This is a genomic window from Jannaschia sp. L-14R (assembly GCF_056857695.1).
Window position 1 is genome coordinate 205,726 of the sequence record NZ_JBSXNP010000011.1, and the last position, 16,219, is coordinate 221,944.

Genomic DNA, 16,219 nt, shown 5'->3' on the forward strand with positions numbered 1-16,219 from the left:
AGTACGGGCGCCGCGGAACCAAGAGCTCAGATACTGCCGCAGGTGGGGCAATCCGGTCGTTTGGCAACCGAAATACGCCGAGCGTCCGCGTCCAGCCCGTCCCAAAGCAGCAGAATTCCACGCAGCGTAGTGCCGGCACCGGTGATTTCCTTGATCGTTTCCAGCGCCATGATCGATCCGATGATGCCGGGAAGCGCGCCGATTACCCCCGCTTCGGCACAGGACGGCGCGAGTCCGGCGGCAGGGGCCTTGGGGAACAGACAGGTCAGGCAGGGCGCACCGGCGGCGGGATCATAGATTGTAACCTGTCCTTCCCACTGGGTGATCGCCCCTGCTATCAAAGGCTTGCTGGCAGCTACAGCAGCGTCATTCACCATCTGGCGGGTGACAAACGTGTCCGTGCCATCAACGACCAGGTCGTAGTCAGCGAAAATCTCGGGCGCGATTTCGGGCGTCAGGCGCTGATTGTAGGCGCGCACCGAGACATGCGGATTGATCGCCCGGATGCGCTTGGCTGCACTGTGGACCTTGGGACTGCCGAAATCGGCATCGGCATGGATGATCTGCCGTTGCAGGTTCGAGGTGGAGACCGTGTCGTCGTCGATCACCCCAATCGTCCCGACGCCCGCCGCCCCAAGATACAGAAGAACCGGCGCGCCAAGGCCCCCGGCCCCGACCACCAGAACCTTTGCATCCTTCAGGCGCTTCTGGCCGGGACCACCGACCTCGCGCAGGACGATGTGGCGCGCATAGCGTTCCAGTTCGTCATCGCTGAAGGGGCCTGTCCGACTGGCGGTGTCGTCGGCCCGATCTGCCTCGAGCACCCGTGCGCGGGCGCGCATGCGGGTCAATCCGGCGCGATACACTGCGATCAGCGCGACGAGACCACCCAGAACCAGCCAGGACCCCAACCCGCCCCCCAGCATCTGACGCAAGGGATGACCGTCAGGCAGGATCAAGTGAGCAAACAGGACCGCCACATAAAGCAGCCCAAGCATCAGAAAACGCGCCTTGACGGGCGTCTTCATCACTATGCCAAGCCCCCAGATCACGGCCCCGAGGATCAGGACCAGCGTCATGTCCCGGTTGACCCGAAGCCATTGCTCCCGCGGTTCGTGCGATCCAGTTCGGGCGCAAGATCATAGCGCGCCTGCACCACCGGAGCGACCACCGCCTGTGCGATCCGCATACCGTGCGTCACATCGAACGGGGCATCGCCCAGATTGATCAGGATCACGCCCAACGGCCCTCTGTAATCGCTGTCGACCGTGCCCGGAGCGTTAGCCAGCGTAACTCCGTGTTTGAGGGCAAGGCCGGATCGGGGACGGATCTGCATCTCGAATCCCTTGGGGATTGCGACCTGCAGGCCGGTGCCGATCAGCGACCGACCACCGGGCGAAAGCGTGATCGTCTGTCCTCCCGTATCGGCGCGCAGGTCCGCACCGGCAGCCCCCGGCGTCTCATAGCTGGGCAGGGGCAGATCGGGGTCCGAGCCGTCCGTGCGGGTGACGTGGATCTGAACGCTCATGTCAGGTGCCGAGCGATGCGGTCCGCCAACCGGCGCGCGGTTTCGGTTTTGGTCAGTCGGGGCCAGTCTTCGGCACCAGTGTCAGTAATCAGGGTCACGGCATTTTCGGTGCCGCCCATGATGCCGGTGCCGGGAGAGACGTCGTTGGCGACGATCCAGTCGCAGCCTTTGCGCAGGCGCTTGGCGGTCGCATTGGCAATTACGTCGTCGGTTTCTGCGGCAAATCCGACGACCAGCTTCGGGCGGGTCGCAGCCTTGGATACCGTCGCCAGAATGTCGGGATTTTCGGCGAAGGTCAGCGCCGGGGCAGTCGCGCTGCCGTCCTTTTTCATCTTGCGGTCTCCGGCATTCTCAACCCGCCAATCGGCAACCGCGGCGGCCATGACCGCGACGTCGGCCGGCAGGGCAGCAGTGACGGCATTCAGCATCTGCTGCGCCGTTTCGACCCGCACGACATCGATTCCGGCGGGCGGCGATGTGTCGGCGGGACCGGTGACAAATGTAACCCGCGCCCCCAAATCGCGCAGGGCTGCGGCGATGGCCGTTCCCTGGGTGCCTGATGACCGGTTGGCGATGTAGCGCACCGGGTCGATGGGTTCATGCGTCGGGCCGGATGTAACAAGGGCATGCCTGCCCTTCAGCGGCCCGTCGCTGAAATGCGCATCAATCGCACCGATGATATCCGGCACTTCCGTCAGACGGCCGGGGCCGAACTCACCGCAGGCCATCGCGCCGTTGACCGGACCGACGACCGCGATGCCGTCTCCTGTCAGGGTCGCCAGATTGCGCTGCGTTGCCGGATGCTGCCACATGCGGACATTCATCGCGGGAACGATCATCACCGGCGTGTCGGTTGCCAGCAGAAGGGTCGTCGCCAGATCGTCGGCAAGGCCCTGCGCCATCCGGGCCATCAGGTTGGCCGTGGCGGGACAGACAACAATAAGATCGGCGGCGCGGCTGAGTTCGATGTGGCCCATCTCGGCCTCGTCGGTCAGATCGAACAGATCGCGGTAGACTTTCGAAGCCGCGAGAGCCGAGACCGAAAGCGGCGTGACGAAATGTTCCGCTGCCGGTGTCAGAACCGGTGTGACGGATGCCCCCCGCTCGCGCAGTCTGCGCATCAGGTCGAGCGACCGGAAGGCCGCGATGCCGCCGCCGATGATGAGCAGGATTTTCTTGTCCGTCAGCATATCGCGCCTTCCCTGAATTCCACCCTGTCTAGGACAGGCCCGTCGCCAGCGGAAGGCCACGCTGGGATCGTCGCTGGGGCACCATTGTCTGTAGGGTGATGCTGCCGCGCCGGGTATTGCTGCCTTATACCGCATCATCGAAATGACATGCCGCTGCGGCCCGGTCGGTTCGGGCATTGCCGGTCAGGTGTTCGAAACGATTGGGGGTGCGCACTGAAACGCGTCTGCGTGATGAGAGGCACGGGATTGTAGAAATCTGTGCCCAAAATCCAGACACCAACCGGTGGCAATGTCTGCGCGCCGGCCGACGTAGCAAGCGTCGGACAGAAATCGCGTCTTACCCGAGGAAGCCGAGAACCTCCTGATTTTCCGCTTCAAGGGATTTACGCATCTTCGCGAAAGCCGCCGCTTCCAGTTGGCGGACACGTTCCTTGGACAACGACAATTCATTGCCGAGCGATTCCAGCGTCCTGGGATCTTCCCGCAGTTTGCGTTCCCGGACAATGAACCGTTCGCGATCGTTCAGCGACGAAAGGGCCAGCAGGAGCCATTCGCGAAGCATGTCATTGTCATGCCTGAGGGCCACGGTCTCATCGGCCTGGGCGCTGTCGTCTTCCAGTGCGTCAATCCATTCGCGACCTTCCTCGTCCGACGACTGGGTCGCGTTTAGGCTGAAGTCGGAACCGCCGAGACGACCCTCCATCATCTCGACATCGCGCAAGGGCACACCAACATCGGTCGCGATCCTTTCGCGCATTGTCTGACGGTCCAGAACGATACCCTCTGCGGCAGCCTCCCGCTCCAGCCGGGCCTGAACGCGGCGCAGATTGAAGAAAAGCGATTTCTGACTGCTGGTCGATCCGGTGCGAACCATCGACCAGTTGCGCATGACATAATCTTGGATCGACGCCTTGATCCACCACACGGCATAGGTTGAAAATCGAACACCGCGATCGGGGTCGAACTTTTCGGCCGCCTTCATCAGGCCCAATCCAGCCTCTTGGATAAGATCGTTCATAGGCGCGCCATAGCGGCGGAATTTAGATGCCATCGATATGGCGAGACGCATGTAAGCGGTGATCAGGCGATGCAGGCTCGCCTCACAACGATCGTCGCGCCACGCGTAAGCCAGGCGCAGTTCCGTCTCGGCATCCAGAAGCTCGGCCTTCATGGCGCGCCGGGACAGGGACGTGTCGCTGTTGAAATCGAGTGCCATTTGAATATCCCCCGAGGATAACATAGCCGCAAACCGGACACCCGGTTTCTGAAATATAACTCCGGGTGAAATACTCTTTTGCATGGCAGAAAGTTCCATCACGTGTCGGGAATCATGAACACCACGCTCGCTCTGGGTCACGCGGCATCCGGCAAATCAAACTGGGCTGAAACCGAAATCATGCAGTTGGAGGGACGCGCGGTCTATGTCGCTACGGCACGCGTTCTGGACGGAGAGATGCGCGCCAAAGTCGAACTGCATGCTACGCGACGAGGGGCTGAATGGTCGTTGATCGAGGAAGCGCTGGATCTGCCCGGGGTCTGCGCGGACCGGCGGAGAGGTGAGGTCGTCCTCATTGACTGTGCGACAATGTGGCTCACAAATCTGATGCTGGACGGTATGGACTGGGAAGAGCCGACCGAGGCATGGATCTCGGCCATGAAGTCGTCGCCAGCGCATTTCATAGTCGTATCGAACGATGTGGGTGGAGGCATCACGCCCGACAATGCCACGGCGCGGCAATTCCAAAGGGATCAGGGCGCGCTGAACCAGCGGTTGGCCGCAGCCCTGGATCGGGTGGTGCTGGTAACGGCGGGCATGCCGCAGCGTTTGAAATGACGCGGCTCTGGCTGATCCGTCATGGGCCGACCCACAGCCGCAGAATGGTCGGCTGGACGGATCTGCCCGCCGACCTTTCGGATACTGCGGCATTGGCGCGCTTGTCGGCAGCTTTGCCACAGGCCCCAGTTGTCAGCAGCGATTTGATCCGCGCCGTTGATACGGCGACCGCAATTCTGGGCGAGAGGCCGCGCCTGCCGCACGATCCGGCCTTGCGGGAGTTCGATTACGGCGCGTGGGACAACCAGCCTTTCGACGCGATAGACAGTCCCGAACTGCGATGTTTCTTCGATACCCCCGGCACCCCGAGCGCGCCGGGCGGCGAGTCCTGGAACGACCTGTCACACCGTGTCGAAACGGCCATGAACCGGCTGGTCGCCGATACGAACCCAAGTGACCTTATTGTCGTCGCGCATATGGGTGTCATTCTGACTCTCTGGGCGCGCGCGGCGGATCTGAGACCGTTCGACGCCCTGAGGCAGAAGATCGATAATCTCAGCCTGACACGCATCAATCTGACCCCGGCAGGTCCGGTGGCCATATCCGCCAATCACAAACCGTAATGCTGCCATCAGGGATTGCTGTTATGCCGAACTGAAAAGGCGATGCTAGGCAAGCGATATGACCTATGACCTTTTGATCGGCGACCGATCCTATTCTTCGTGGAGCTTACGCGGCTGGCTCCTGTTTGCGGCTTTCGATCTGCCGGTGCGTGTCCATATGAACGAGATGTATTGCAGCAGCTTCATATCGACTCTCGAAGACTGGGCACCTGCGCGCACCGTGCCCGTGGCGCGCGCCCAGGATGGGGCGCAATGGTCCGACACCATAGCCATAGCCGAAGGGCTGGCGGAGCGGCACCCCGAGGCTGGCCTCTGGCCTGACGACCCGAAGGCCCGTGCGCTGGCGCGGTCACTGGTAGCGGAAATGCATTGCGGCTTCAGCGCAGTGCGTGAGGCATGCCCGATGAACCTGCGTGTGAAATGGGAAAACTTTGTTCCATCGGACGGCGTTCGGGCTGACCTCTCGCGACTGGACAGGGTCTGGTCCGCCGCGCGGGGTATAGCCGGAGATGGTCCATGGCTGTTCGGCGTGTATTCCGCCGCGGACGCGTTCTTCGCGCCGGTCGCCATGCGGATCGCAGGTTACGGCCTGCCGGTCTCCGACCTGGTGCAGACCTATGTCGATGCGCATCTGAACCATGACCTCTTGCAGATCTGGCGGGCCGAGGGTGAGGCGCGGAATCGAACGCTGGCAAATTATGACATGGGCCTGCCGACATCGCCTTTTCCGATGGCCAAACCGCATTAACCATTCTTAAACCACTCGCCCGTTAACCTTTTCTCAAAGATGAGGAACGGACATGCTGGCACGCACCACCACGGTCGCCTTCGAGGGGCTGGAGGCGCGTCCCGTTGACGTCCAGTGCGCCGTCTCGCCGGGCTTGCCGGGCTTTTCGATTGTCGGTCTGCCCGACAAGGCCGTGTCCGAGGCCAGGGACCGCATCCGCACCGCCCTGTCGGAACTTGGCATCGCGCTGCCATCCAAGAAAGTCACCATCAACCTGTCCCCAGCCGACGTACCAAAGGAGGGCGCGCATTTCGACCTGCCGATTGCACTGGCCGTGCTGGCAGCGCTGGAACTGGTGCCGCTGGACAAGGTCGCCCGGTCCCTCAGTATCGGTGAGATGTCTCTTGATGGCGGATTGATCGCCGTAGCGGGCGCCTTGCCCGCGGCGATGACGGCGGCCGCGCTGGATGCCGTGCTGTTCTGTCCCGAAGCCTGCGGACCCGAGGCGGCCTGGGTTGGCGCGGCGGCGGTCTATGCGGCGCCTTCGATCAAGGCCCTGATGGACCATCTGACCGGTGCGTCCCCTTTGCCGGAGGCGACGGCAGGACACGTCCCGACGCCCTCCGGCGGCCCCTGCCTGCGCGACGTTCGGGGACAGGAACGCGCCAAGCGAGCGCTGGAAATTGCTGCTGCCGGACGGCACCACCTGTTCATGGTCGGCCCCCCGGGTGCTGGGAAATCGATGCTTGCGGCGCGCCTCCCCGGCCTCTTGCCGCCGCTTTCGGCGATGGAGTCGCTGGAAACCTCGATGATCCATTCACTGGCCGGAACTCTGGACGAAGGCGGCATCCTGTACAGACGCCCCTTTCAGGAACCGCATCATACCGCCTCGGTCGCGGCTATCGCAGGGGGCGGCAAACGGGCCGGGCCGGGTCAGATCAGCCTTGCGCACAACGGCGTTCTATTCATGGACGAGTTTCCCGAGTTTCCGCGTGCCGTCCTCGAAACCCTGCGTCAACCGATCGAAACGGGCGAAGTCACCATCGCGCGCGCAAATGCCCACGTCCGCTATCCCTGCCGATTCCTTCTGGTCGCCGCCGCCAATCCCTGTCGCTGCGGAATGCTGTTCGACCCCGGACTGGCCTGCTCCCGTGCGCCCAATTGCGGCGAGGATTACATGGGCAAGATCAGTGGCCCCCTGATGGACCGCTTCGATCTGAGACTGGAAATACCGGCGGTTGAAGTTTCGGACCTGGCCCAGCCGCCCGCGGGCGATACATCGAAAGAGGTCGCCCTGCGCGTCGCTGCCGCGCGCAATGTTCAGGCTGCGCGCTACGCCGATCGCGATGAAATCACGGTCAACGCGGACGTGTCGGGCGACCTTTTGATGGAAGTGGCCACAACCGATCCAGAAGGACAGGACATCCTGCTGAAAGCCACCGATCGTTTCCGCCTGTCGGCGCGCGGATACCACCGCGTGCTGAAAGTCGCACGAACGATTGCCGATCTCGATGGATCGGAACTCGTGCGGCGCGTGCATATCGCAGAAGCATTGTCTTATAGACTGGTGTCGGGTGCCTAGGATCGGGACTCACCGATCAGCAATCAATTGCCTGGAACCAGTGCCGACAACATGGAGCGTCATATAAGCTGTATGGGGGTCAGATGCCCCACCTTCGCCCCGTCAGTCTTCATCCTGCTTTCTGTCTTACTTGGCCTTAAGGGACATGGTAGGGTCAATCAGCGCCGTTTTTCGATCGCTTCCCAGATCAGTGCGCTGGCATTGATGCCATCAAACTTCTCCAATTCCTGCAGACCAGTCGGAGACGTTACGTTGATTTCGGTCAGCCAATCGCCGATCACGTCTATCCCGACGAAAATCTGGCCAGCATCGCGCAGACGCGGCCCGATCGCCGCGCAGATCTCGAGATCGCGTTCGGTCAGATCGTCTTTTTCCGGGCGTCCCCCGACATGCATGTTCGACCGGACTTCACCCTTCGCCGGCACGCGGTTGATTGCGCCAACGGGTTCGCCATCGATCAGGATGACCCGCTTGTCTCCCTTTGAGACGGCAGGCAGGAATTTCTGCATGATCAGCGGCTCACTGTTGATCGAACTGAAAAGCTCGTGCAGCGAAGCGAGATTCCGGTCCTCGGCGGTCAGGCGGAACACGCCCGCGCCACCATTCCCGTAGAGCGGCTTGAGAACGACGTCGCCGTGCCGGGCTTTGAACGTCTTCAGTGTCTCCAGGTCGCGGGCGACCACAGTGGGCGGTGTCAGGTCCGGAAAGTCCAGCACCATCAGTTTTTCAGGCCAGCCGCGCACCCAGGTCGGATCGTTGACCACCAGAGTATCCGGGTGGACGCGGTCCAGAAGATGCGTCGTCGTGATATATCCCATGTCGAAGGGCGGATCCTGCCGCAGCCAGACGACATCCAGATCGGCAAGATTGTAGTCCCGCAGCTCGCCCAATGTAACGTGGTTGCCTTTTTCGCGCCGGACTTCCATCGATTGACCGCGCGCGATGACCCGGCCTTCGATGTACGCCAGACGCTGCGGCGTCCAATAGATCAGGGAATGGCCCCGCGCCTGCGCCTCGAGGGCAATGCGAAATGTGCTGTCGGCGTCGATGTTGACGCCTTCCATCGGATCCATCTGGAAGCCGACCCTGAGCGATTTTGCAGTTGGCATGACGACATCCCCGAACATCTGAAGTTGCCCTTAGATGGCGCAGCTATCCGCCCCTGACAATGCGCCGCGGCGCAGATTGCGCCTGCCTTTCGGGCCGCATCAGGCGGCCAGAGCATTTTCGATGATTTCGATACGCCCGGCGGCATCAACAAGCGCCACATCGAAGCGAACCGAACTGAGCATGCCGTCCGGCAATCCGCCCATATATTCGCCCGCGCAATCGAACAGGCGGCGGACCTGACGGTCGCTTACCCGCAACGCGGCAGCGGCGTGGCTGTCGCTTTTCTTGACCTCGATGAAGATCGTATCGCCGCCGAACTGCGCGATGACATCAATTTCGCCACCCTTGCCACGCCAGCGACGTTCGACGACGCGGTGCCCGCTGCGGCTGTAATGGCGCGCGACACTGTCTTCGGCGGCAAGGCCCGCGTGGTAGGAAACCGATCCACTCATGTCTCGTCCTTTATAGCCAATGCCATCTGATACGCCATGTTACGGGCAATCCCGTAAGAATCGGAAACATCCTTTGCAGCGGATTTTAACGATCCTTCGCGAAGTGCGATCCGCAGGGCTGCGCGAATCGTGTCTTCGTCGATCGCTTGGGTCGCGGCGCGATCAATCAGGACGACGATTTCCCCTTTGGGGTCATTCGCAGCATAGCTTTCGGCAAGTGCATCCAGCGGTGCCTTGCGGACCTCCTCGAATTTTTTGGTCAATTCGCGACAGACGGCGGCATCCCGTGGACCCAGAACCTCGGCCGCATCGCGCAGCATCGCCTGCAGCCGTTTAGGCGATTCGTAGAAGATCAATGTGCCAGGCACTGTCGACAGGTCGCGCAGCGCAGCCTTGCGCGCCACAGATTTGGGCGGAAGGAAGCCGTTGAAGAAGAAGCGGTCCGTTGGCAATCCGGCGACGCAGAGCGCGGCAAGGACGGCGCTGGCCCCCGGCGCGGCGCGCACGGGCAGGCCGGCCGCGCGCACCTCGACGCCCAGTTGGAACCCCGGATCGGCAATCAGCGGCGTGCCTGCCTCGGATGCATAGGCAACCGACTTGCCCTGGCGCAGTGCCGCCATCAGACGGGGGCGCGCCGTCGGTCCATTGTGGTCGTGATAGGGGATGAGCGGGCGATCGCCCAGGGCGATGCCGTGAATATCCATCAATCGACGCAGAGACCGGGTATCTTCGGCAGCCAGAACATCCGCGACCGTCAATACATCCAGTGCCCGCAACGTAATGTCGCGCGCCGCGCCGATCGGAACGGCGATCAGATGCAATCCCCCCTCGATCCTGCCGATCTCTGCCATTTCGCGCCTCCTGTGGTTCAGTCGTTTACTCGCCCGACATGGCATATTAACCGTTGTGGGAAATCACGTGGCCGTGAAGGCCGACGCTGGGGAGATCGAGATCATGTTCATGCAATGGCCAACAGGGCCTTTCGTTTCATTCGCGCGCGCGACGCGCAAGCTCGCTGCGCTTGCGGCCGTCACTGTTGGACTTGCAGCCTGTAACGTCACAGGCGCCGGACCGAATTTGGAAACCGGATCCGGCGGGGGCGGCGTGAGCGGCAGCGGGCCGATGGTCGTGGCCCTTCTGGTCCCATATGGATCGTCGCGCGGAACCGATGCAGCCGTTGCCAAAGGCCTTGAAAATGCGGCCCGTCTTGCCGCCAGCGATCTTGGCGAAGGCGCCGTGAAGATAAACGTCTACCCGACGCAAGGCACCACCGGGGGGGCCTCCGCCGCCGCGACGCAGGCCATTGCGGCGGGTGCCCAGGTTATTCTCGGGCCGCTCTATGCAGACAATGCCGCCGCGGCAGGTGTCGCCGCTTCCGGGTCGGGCATTCCGGTGCTGAGCTTCTCGAACAACACTTCGGTCGCAGGTGGGAACGTCTGGGTTCTGGGTAATACCTTCGAAAACACCGCCCGCCGGGTGCTGGGCTTTGCCGCCGCACAGGGCCGCAATCGGGTTCTGGTAACGCATTCCAACGATGCCAGCGGCCAGATCGCCAATGCCGCCATCACCCGTGCTGCTTCTGAAACCCGCGCTCAGATCACCGGGTCGGTCCCTTACGAGTTGAACCAACAGGGCATCATGAACGCAGTGCCGGGAATCGCGGCGAAAGCCCGCTCGACGAATTCGAACGCAATCTTTCTGACCGGCAATACATCGGGCGATCTGCCGGTGATTTCGCAGTTTCTGACCGAGGCCGGTATCGGCGGAGAGGACTTTCGTTTTCTGGGGCTGACCCGATGGGATATCCCGTCCGAAGCGTTGCAGCTTCCCGGACTTCAGGGCGGCTATTTTACCTTGCCGGACCCCGGACCGCTATCACAGTTCCGCAGCCGATATGCCGCCGCCTATGGAGCTCAGCCTCACCCCCTGGCCAGCCTTGGTTATGACGGGATGGCTGCAATCGGCGCGATCGCCCGCAACGGCAAGACCGTCGGACGCGCTACATTGACGACACGGGCTGGATTTGCCGGCACGGGCGGGGTATTCCGCCTGCGTGGCGACGGCACCAACGACAGGGCGCTGGCCGTCGCGCAAATCGTGAACCGTCAGATACAGGTGGTCAGCCCTGCCCCCAACAGCTTCGGCGGCGCCGGGTCGTAAGACTCCGGCCCCGGTCTTCACCGCAAACGACCTGCCCGCCGCTACCGGCGCGCCGCTTATCGCCACGCCGGTCGAAATCTTCGACGAGGTGGCGACGGTCGGCGCGCTGCTGGCGGAAATCGACGGCACGTCCGACGCGATGGCGATCCGGCGCGCAACGGTGGACGTCCTGTCGACGGCGCAGGATCGGGGTCGCGCCGCGATCCGGTTGGGGTTCGAAGCCGATCCGACGCGTGCCCGACGGGTCACGAAGTCCTATGCCCATCTGACGGACCGGCTGGTCCAATGCGCGTGGCTGGTTGCCACCCGCATCCTGCATCCCTGCCCCAACCCGACCGAAGGCGAGCATTTCGCCGTCCTGGGAGTCGGCGGTTATGGCCGGGGCGAGATGGCGCCGCATTCCGATGTGGACCTGTTGTTTCTGACCCCGTGGAAGGTCACGCCATGGGTCGAAAGCGTCGTGGAATCGATGCTCTATATCCTTTGGGATCTGAAGCTGAAGGTGGGGCATTCCACACGCACCGTGAAAGACTGCATCCGACTGGGGGCCGAAGATTTCACCATCCGCACCGCCTTGCTGGAGCGTCGCCTGATCTGCGGCGAACAGACCCTGGCCGATACGCTGCAAAAGCGACTCTGGGAGGATCTGTTCCGCAAGACCGTCGCCGATTTCATCGAGGCGAAATTGGCAGAACGGTCCGAGCGTCATCGCAAGCAGGGCGGACAGCGTTATATCCTGGAGCCGAACGTCAAGGAGGCGAAGGGTGGTCTGCGCGACCTTCAGGCCCTGTATTGGATCGCCAAGTATCGCTACCGGGTTCATGACACCGCCGAGCTGGTGCCACTGGGTGTCTTTACCGAAGCCGAGTTCGACGCCTTCGAATCGGCCGAACGGTTCCTCTGGTGTGTGCGCTGTCACCTGCACCTTATTGCGGGACGTGCCGCAGACCATCTGACTTTCGACATGCAGGTCGATGTGGCTAATGCGATGGGATATCGCGATCATGCCGGGCGTCGGGCGGTCGAGCACTTCATGCAGGATTACTTTCGCCACGCCACACGCGTCGGCGAGCTGACCCGGATTCTTCTGGTCGCGCTGGAGGCCGACAATACCAAGCAGGAACCGGCTCTTCTGGGACTTTTCAAACGCCGCCGTCGGGTCCGCGCGCCTTATACCGAGCGTCAGGGTCGTCTGGACGTTGCCAACGAGGACGCGTTTCTCGGGACGCCGCTGAACCTGCTGGGCATCTTCGAGGAAGCCCTGCGGACGGGTCTGCTGCTGCATCCGCATGCGATGCGCCTTCTGGCGGCGAACCGGCACCTGATCGACCGCAATCTGCGCGAAAACCCCGAGGCGGCGAAACTGTTCATGGGTCTGCTGCTGAAACACGGCAACCCCGAAAGGGCGCTGCGGCGCATGAACGAGCTGGAAGTCCTGTCCGCCTTCATTCCCGAATTCGCACCCATCGTCGCGATGATGCAGTTCAACATGTATCATTCCTACACTGTCGATGAGCATACGATTCAGGTCATCTCCCATCTCGCCCAGATCGAACGGGGGGAGCTTGTCGAGGAGTTGCCTCTGGCCTCCGCCATCCTGCGGAAAGGCATCAACCGGCGTGTCCTCTATGTCGCGTTGCTGCTCCACGATATCGGCAAGGGGCGTCCCGAGGATCATTCGGTTCTGGGCGCGCGCATCGCCCGCGTCGTCGCCCCGCGCCTAGGCCTGAAACCCAAGGACGCCGAGACCGTAGAATGGCTGGTGCGGCATCATCTTCTGATGTCGGACATGGCGCAGAAGCGCGATATTTCCGATCCGCGCACGGTCCGCGATTTCGCCAAGGCAGTAAAAACGCGCGAACGGCTGGACATGCTGACCCTGGTGACGGTCTGCGATATTCGAGGCGTGGGACCGAACGTCTGGAACAACTGGAAGGCGCAGATGTTTCGTGCCCTGCACCGCGCAACCGCCGCCGCGCTGGAAAACGGGCTGGAGGACGTAAACCGGGAGACGCGTGAAAAACGGGCCAAGCAACTGTTCCGCGATGCGATGGCCGACTGGCCCGAGGGTCAGTTGCGGGCCGAAATGGCGCGGCATTACGGCCCCTATTGGCAAGGCATTCCGACGGCGGCGCACGTGCGGTTTGCGCATATGGTGCGCGACCTGCCGGAAGGCGATGTGCGCGTCGAATTGCAGGCGGATGAAGACCGCGACGCAACCCGCGCCATGATGGCCTGTCAGGATCACCCCGGTATCTTCTCGCGTCTGGCCGGTGCGCTCAGCCTTGTTGGGGCGAATATCGTCGATGCGCGGACCTACACATCGAAAGACGGATTCGCGACCAGCGTGTTCTGGCTTCAGGACGGCGAGGGCCACCCCTACGAACCGTCCCGCCTGCCCCGGCTGCAGACCATGATCGAGAAGATCCTGCGCGGCGAAGTGGCCACCCGGCGCGCGCTGGAAGGCCACGAAATCAAGAAGCGCGAGCGCCGGTTTCAGGTGCCGACGAATATCAGTTTCGATAACGACGGATCGGACATCTATACCATTATCGAGGTCGATACCCGCGACCGCCCCGGCCTGCTGTATGACCTGACGCAGGTGATGTCGCAGTCGAACATATATATCTCGCATGCCGTCATCGCGACCTATGGCGCGCAGGTCGTGGACGTCTTCTACGTCAAGGACCTGTTCGGCCTGAAGCTGTGGTCGAAACCCAAGCAGGATGCACTGGCGGCCAAGCTGCGCGAAGCTGTCAGCCGCGCGGCGGCACGGGCCGGAGCCTGACATGCCCACCCGTCTGATCAAGGGATTTCTGACCGTCGGCGGTTGGACCCTCCTGTCCCGCATCCTGGGCTTCGTCCGCGACATTCTGATTGCACGGTTCCTTGGCACCGGGGCGGCCGCCGAAGCGTTTTTCGTAGCCTTCAGCCTGCCCAACATGTTCCGACGGTTCTTTGCCGAAGGCGCGTTCAATATGGCGTTTGTCCCGCTCTATGCCAAAAAGCTCGAGGCCGGGGGACCCGATGAGGCCGATGCCTTCGCGCGCGATGCCGTGGCGGGGATGGTGATTATACTGACGCTGTTTTCGGTTCTGGGAATCCTGTTCATGCCGGGCCTTGTGCTGGCGATGGCGAGCGGCTTTGCCGAAGACGAACGGTTCACGCTGGCCGTAATATACGGGCGGATCGCTTTCCCCTACATCCTGTTGATCTCGCTGGCCGCGCTGGTGTCGGGCGTCCTCAATTCCAACGGCAGATTCCTTGCCGCCGCCGCAGCGCCCGTGCTTCTGAATGTCGTATTCATCGCGGCGATGACTGTGGTCTGGGTGCGCCCCGACCTCTGGGACTGGCTGGAGGCACCGACGCAGGCCCGTTTGGTCGGACAGACGCTCACATGGTCGGTGCCCCTCGGCGGGCTGGTGCAACTGGGCCTGGTCTGGGGGGCCGCCGCGCGGGCCGGGCATCGCCTGTGGCCCCGCCATCGTCCGCGCATGACACCGGACCTGAAACGCCTTCTGGTAATCGCCGCGCCCGCGGCACTCGCCGGGGGCGTGGTGCAGGTCAACCTGCTGGTGGGACGGCAGGTGGCCTCCTATTTCGACGGAGCCGTGGCATGGCTGAACTATGCGGATCGGCTGTATCAATTGCCGCTGGGGGTGGTCGGCATTGCCATTGGCGTCGTCCTGCTGCCCGATCTGGCGCGCCGGGTTCGCGCCGACGACCGCGCCGGGCAACGGGACGCCTATTCCCGCGCGTTCGAGTTCAGCTGGCTGCTGACGATTCCGTCGGCAGTCGCTTTGCTCGTGGTGCCAAGCCTGCTCGTATACGTCCTGTTCGAGCGGGGCGCCTTCGACGCCGATGACACCGCTCGCACAGCCATCGCCCTGATGATCTATGCGTTGGGCCTGCCCGCCTTCGTGCTGCAGAAAGTGTTGCAACCGCTGTATTTCGCGCGTGAAGACACGCGTCGCCCGCTGAACTATGCGATGGTGTCTCTTGTGGTGAACGCCGTGGCCGCCGTGGGTCTGGCACCGGTTATCGGCTGGCCGGCGGCAGCGCTGGGCACGACCTTTGCGGCCTGGGCAATGGTTGTCCTGCTGTGGCGCGGTGCCAGAACCTTGGGCGACGTGGCAAAGCTGGATCCGCGTGCGCGCAGCCGGGGATGGCGGATCATCCTGGCCGCCGTATTGATGGGTGCCGTGCTGTGGATCACCGCGCAGATCCTGAACCCGATGTTCGGCGGCAGCTGGCGCGGCCTGGCACTGGCGCTTCTGGTCGGAACGGGAATGCTCAGCTACTTCGGGTTCGCGCAGATGCTGGGCGCAGTGAAGATGTCGGAACTGCGGGGCGCACTTCGCCGTCAGCGTTGACGCATTCGGTCGCGTAACCGCGCGAGAGCACCGGGAAACATCAGTGCGGCCAGACCGTAGCCGGATGCGGCACCCCCCAGATCGGCGGACCAGTCCGGCAGCCATGCAAGGTTGCGCATCGTGATCAGGCCGAAGACCGGCTGGATCGCCAGCAGAAACCCGATCAGAAGAAAGGCGTTTTTGGGATCGCCGCGCGTCAGGCCTCGCTGCGTCAGATAGGTGAACGCGCCGATCAGACCATAGACCGCAGGATAGCCGCCCAGGAGCGGCGCCTGAGTATCGAAAACAATCAGATAGACAAATGCGCCGCCAATGGCCGCGCCGAAGAACAGCACCAGAATGCGCAGGTTCGGATACACGGGTGCCACGGCATTCCCCAGCGCCAGCGTGAAGACCGCGACGAAGGCCGCGTGGGTGAAACTGCCATGAAGAAACGGATAGGCGATGATGCGTGCGACCTGGCGCAGGGGCCATTCACCGCGGTCGATCATCCAGGCCCAGACGGACTCCGCCACAGCCCAGTCGCGCAGCGCACCAAGCCGCCAGCCCACTGCCTCTCGTCCACCGATCAAACCTGCGGTTCCGGCCTGAAACATCAATTCGATGCCGATGATTACGACGGCCAGTGCCACGACGACGGGTGGCAAGCTGTGAAAAGGACTTTGGTTGCGGGGGTCAAGCATGGCGGCCTCGTTGACGG

Annotated in this window: 15 protein-coding genes; 7 read left to right on the top strand and 8 right to left on the bottom strand. The window is 62.7% G+C overall.

Annotated features, from left to right (window positions below; all coding sequences use genetic code 11):
• Positions 1 to 26: 26 nt before the first annotated feature.
• The 4 genes from AC13C2_RS13705 to AC13C2_RS13720 all read right to left on the bottom strand — a co-directional run bounded on the left by AC13C2_RS13705 (position 27) and on the right by AC13C2_RS13720 (position 3,934).
• Positions 27 to 1,079, bottom strand: a complete 1,053-nt coding sequence (locus AC13C2_RS13705) for a HesA/MoeB/ThiF family protein (RefSeq protein WP_482887139.1) — start codon at positions 1,077 to 1,079, stop codon at positions 27 to 29.
• Positions 1,076 to 1,528, bottom strand: coding sequence for a dUTP diphosphatase (gene dut, locus AC13C2_RS13710; RefSeq protein ID WP_092760245.1), 453 nt, complete (start codon positions 1,526 to 1,528; stop codon positions 1,076 to 1,078). Before dut ends, AC13C2_RS13705 begins: the two co-directional genes overlap by 4 nt.
• Complete coding sequence (gene coaBC / locus AC13C2_RS13715; RefSeq protein WP_482887141.1) at positions 1,525 to 2,718, bottom strand: bifunctional phosphopantothenoylcysteine decarboxylase/phosphopantothenate--cysteine ligase CoaBC; 1,194 nt, start codon at positions 2,716 to 2,718, stop codon at positions 1,525 to 1,527. Before coaBC ends, dut begins: the two co-directional genes overlap by 4 nt.
• A gap of 337 nt (positions 2,719 to 3,055) precedes the next feature.
• Positions 3,056 to 3,934 (bottom strand): RNA polymerase factor sigma-32, encoded by an 879-nt coding sequence (locus tag AC13C2_RS13720; protein ID WP_092760241.1) that lies wholly within the window; start codon positions 3,932 to 3,934, stop codon positions 3,056 to 3,058.
• A 114-nt stretch (positions 3,935 to 4,048) separates the two neighbouring features.
• Between AC13C2_RS13720 and cobU the strand changes: the two genes are divergently transcribed.
• The 4 genes from cobU to AC13C2_RS13740 are packed head-to-tail and all read left to right on the top strand — an operon-like array spanning position 4,049 to position 7,424.
• On the top strand, positions 4,049 to 4,552 hold the full coding sequence (cobU, locus tag AC13C2_RS13725; RefSeq protein WP_482887142.1) for a bifunctional adenosylcobinamide kinase/adenosylcobinamide-phosphate guanylyltransferase: 504 nt from the start codon (positions 4,049 to 4,051) through the stop codon (positions 4,550 to 4,552).
• Complete coding sequence (locus AC13C2_RS13730) at positions 4,549 to 5,115, top strand: histidine phosphatase family protein (protein ID WP_482887144.1); 567 nt, start codon at positions 4,549 to 4,551, stop codon at positions 5,113 to 5,115. The genes cobU and AC13C2_RS13730 overlap by 4 nt, the downstream gene beginning before the upstream one ends.
• Before the next feature lie 58 nt (positions 5,116 to 5,173).
• Positions 5,174 to 5,863, top strand: coding sequence for a glutathione S-transferase (locus tag AC13C2_RS13735; RefSeq protein WP_482887145.1), 690 nt, complete (start codon positions 5,174 to 5,176; stop codon positions 5,861 to 5,863).
• A 52-nt stretch (positions 5,864 to 5,915) separates the two neighbouring features.
• Positions 5,916 to 7,424 carry a YifB family Mg chelatase-like AAA ATPase gene (locus AC13C2_RS13740; protein ID WP_482887147.1) on the top strand — a complete coding sequence of 503 codons (1,509 nt, stop codon included), beginning with the start codon at positions 5,916 to 5,918 and terminating at the stop codon, positions 7,422 to 7,424.
• Positions 7,425 to 7,582: 158 nt separating this feature from the next.
• On the opposite strand, the gene gshB is transcribed toward AC13C2_RS13740, so the two are convergent.
• The 3 genes from gshB to rsmI form a co-directional block, all read right to left on the bottom strand.
• A complete protein-coding gene (gene gshB, locus AC13C2_RS13745; protein WP_482887149.1) occupies positions 7,583 to 8,533 on the bottom strand; it encodes a glutathione synthase in 951 nt (316 codons plus the stop codon).
• A 99-nt stretch (positions 8,534 to 8,632) separates the two neighbouring features.
• Complete coding sequence (locus AC13C2_RS13750; protein ID WP_092760233.1) at positions 8,633 to 8,986, bottom strand: YraN family protein; 354 nt, start codon at positions 8,984 to 8,986, stop codon at positions 8,633 to 8,635.
• The gene (rsmI, locus tag AC13C2_RS13755; protein ID WP_482887151.1) at positions 8,983 to 9,837 is read right to left on the bottom strand and encodes a 16S rRNA (cytidine(1402)-2'-O)-methyltransferase; all 855 of its coding nucleotides are present in this window, start codon (positions 9,835 to 9,837) and stop codon (positions 8,983 to 8,985) included. The genes AC13C2_RS13750 and rsmI overlap by 4 nt, the downstream gene beginning before the upstream one ends.
• A 226-nt stretch (positions 9,838 to 10,063) precedes the next feature.
• On the opposite strand from rsmI, the gene AC13C2_RS13760 reads away from it, so the two are divergent.
• The 3 genes from AC13C2_RS13760 to murJ are packed head-to-tail and all read left to right on the top strand — an operon-like array spanning position 10,064 to position 15,519.
• A complete protein-coding gene (locus AC13C2_RS13760) occupies positions 10,064 to 11,146 on the top strand; it encodes a penicillin-binding protein activator (protein ID WP_339641600.1) in 1,083 nt (360 codons plus the stop codon).
• Positions 11,112 to 13,934 (top strand): [protein-PII] uridylyltransferase, encoded by a 2,823-nt coding sequence (locus AC13C2_RS13765; protein ID WP_423787126.1) that lies wholly within the window; start codon positions 11,112 to 11,114, stop codon positions 13,932 to 13,934. The genes AC13C2_RS13760 and AC13C2_RS13765 overlap by 35 nt, the downstream gene beginning before the upstream one ends.
• A 1-nt stretch (position 13,935) precedes the next feature.
• The gene (murJ, locus tag AC13C2_RS13770; RefSeq protein ID WP_482887152.1) at positions 13,936 to 15,519 is read left to right on the top strand and encodes a murein biosynthesis integral membrane protein MurJ; all 1,584 of its coding nucleotides are present in this window, start codon (positions 13,936 to 13,938) and stop codon (positions 15,517 to 15,519) included.
• Here murJ and AC13C2_RS13775 read toward each other — a convergent pair.
• Positions 15,510 to 16,202, bottom strand: a complete 693-nt coding sequence (locus AC13C2_RS13775; protein ID WP_339641606.1) for a rhomboid family intramembrane serine protease — start codon at positions 16,200 to 16,202, stop codon at positions 15,510 to 15,512. The genes murJ and AC13C2_RS13775 overlap by 10 nt on opposite strands.
• Positions 16,203 to 16,219 lie beyond the last annotated feature (17 nt).